Annotated in this window: 3 protein-coding genes; all 3 read right to left on the bottom strand. The window is 65.6% G+C overall.

Annotation, left to right across the window (positions count from 1 at the left end; genetic code table 11):
• Positions 1-296: 296 nt before the first annotated feature.
• Positions 297-797 (bottom strand): CoA-transferase, encoded by a 501-nt coding sequence (locus tag QZY48_RS28250; protein ID WP_295436976.1) that lies wholly within the window; start codon positions 795-797, stop codon positions 297-299.
• A complete protein-coding gene (locus QZY48_RS28245) occupies positions 716-1,006 on the bottom strand; it encodes a hypothetical protein (RefSeq protein ID WP_295436977.1) in 291 nt (96 codons plus the stop codon). Before QZY48_RS28245 ends, QZY48_RS28250 begins: the two co-directional genes overlap by 82 nt.
• Before the next feature lie 148 nt (positions 1,007-1,154).
• Positions 1,155-1,577 carry an HIT family protein gene (locus tag QZY48_RS28240; protein ID WP_295436975.1) on the bottom strand — a complete coding sequence of 141 codons (423 nt, stop codon included), beginning with the start codon at positions 1,575-1,577 and terminating at the stop codon, positions 1,155-1,157.
• Positions 1,578-1,717 lie beyond the last annotated feature (140 nt).

Here is a 1,717-nt window from a genome sequence, read left to right as displayed (position 1 = left end):
GCGGGTGGCGAATCCTGCAACCCGCTGAATCGCAGCCTCCCAAGTGCCTATTGTTGTCGCTTTCCTGCGCCGCGGAGGAAATCTGCCAGTGCCAATATTCTATCCCAAAAAGCGGGAAACTTTTACTCAGAAATCTCCTAACGCCTGGCTTTGTGGGTGGCCTCACCGCCTAACGAAATTCCGGGTGCGGGGCTCAACCTTAGCACAAAAACTACACGTTCCGCTCTGGACGCGGTTTAGCTATCGCTCAAGCTGAAATCGGTGTCGCTCTCGCTCCACCGATTCAGCTTAGCTTCTTAGTTGGGCCGCAGCTCAAAGGCGGCGCGCCGGGCGATGACCTTGCGCACGCCGAGCGGCATGGGGGCGATGGACTGCATCGGCACCCGCACCTCCCCGGCGAAGGCGGCGTCATAGGGGGTGGAGAGGGTCTGCCAGTTGTGCTCCGGGTCCTCGGCGACCACCACGCAGTTCACCAGCACGCCGGGGATCTTCACCGCCTTGGCCGGCAGGGTGCCGCGCTGGGCGAGCCGCTCCACCTGGACGATCACCAGCCCCCCGGAGTTGTGGACGGCACCGGCGATGGCGAGCGACTCCAGGAACAGGGCCTCCTTCTCCATGGTGATGTTGCCGTCCGCGTCCGCCGTGGTGCCGCGCAGCAGGGCGACATCGACCGGTCGGGCCGGGTAGAAGAGACACTCCTCCCCGTGGATGGTCATCAACTCCACGAGGTCCTCCGTGGTGCGGGCATTGAGCTTGCCGCCGCCGTTGCGGGGGTCGACGAAGGTGCCGAGCCCGATCCGCGAAGGGTCAGGTCGCGCGGCTCGCCGGTCTCCTTGAAGCGCTCTTCCAGGGCGATAGCCAGGCCCTCCGGGAAGCCGATGCCGGCGAAGCCGCCGCTGGCCAGGGTCGCCCCGCTGTGGATCAGGCGCACCGCCTCGGGTGCACTGACCACCTTGCCCAGATTGCCCAAGGCTTGCGACTTCAATGTCGGAAGGGTCGTGCTCATCGCTCGTCTCCATGATCGGCGGGGGCGTTCCCCCCGGGGACGGGGCGCCGGATGCGGCGCGCCGGTGCGGCAATTGGGTCGTGCTCGATACCAGCGGGAGGCTGGCGGGCAGGGCGAGTTCCAAAGCCCCTGCAAGTCCAGCCCCCAGTCACGATCTCAGGGCAGCCGCGATTCTTGCCGCCAGTGCCTTGAGCTGTTCCGGCTGCGCTTGCTCGTGGCCATGAGTACCGATCCGCTGCCCGTCCTGCATCGGGATGATGTGGACATGATAGTGAAACACGGTCTGGCCGGCCGCGGCGCCGTTGGTCTGCATGATGCGGATGCCATCGGGGGCCAGTGCCTGGTGCACTGCCCGGGCAATGCGCTGCGCGACGATCGTTACGGCGCACAGGTCAGCCTCGGCGATGGCCAATAGATCCGGCGCATGGATCTTTGGAATCACCAGGGTATGACCGGGACTGGCCGGCTGGATATCCATGAAGGCTAGGGTCTCGGCGTCCTCATGCACCCTGATCGCCGGGATGTCGCCCCGAACGATGCCGCAGAAGACGCAGTTGGTGTGGTCGGACATGGCGCAAACTCGCTGTGGTGGGTAGCCCCGGGGGTCTTGATCACTATTTCGGCCGCCTTTGAGGGTGATATCCGTCGCGGCCTGGGGGCCGCTCCTACGGCCGTAGGAGCGGCCCCCAGGCCGCGACGGATATCACCCTC

The sequence above is a fragment of the uncultured Thiodictyon sp. genome, assembly GCF_903828115.1.
Taxonomy (GTDB): domain Bacteria; phylum Pseudomonadota; class Gammaproteobacteria; order Chromatiales; family Chromatiaceae; genus Thiodictyon.
Note: the sequence above shows the minus strand (reverse complement) of the source record. Positions and strands in the feature narration are given on the sequence as shown.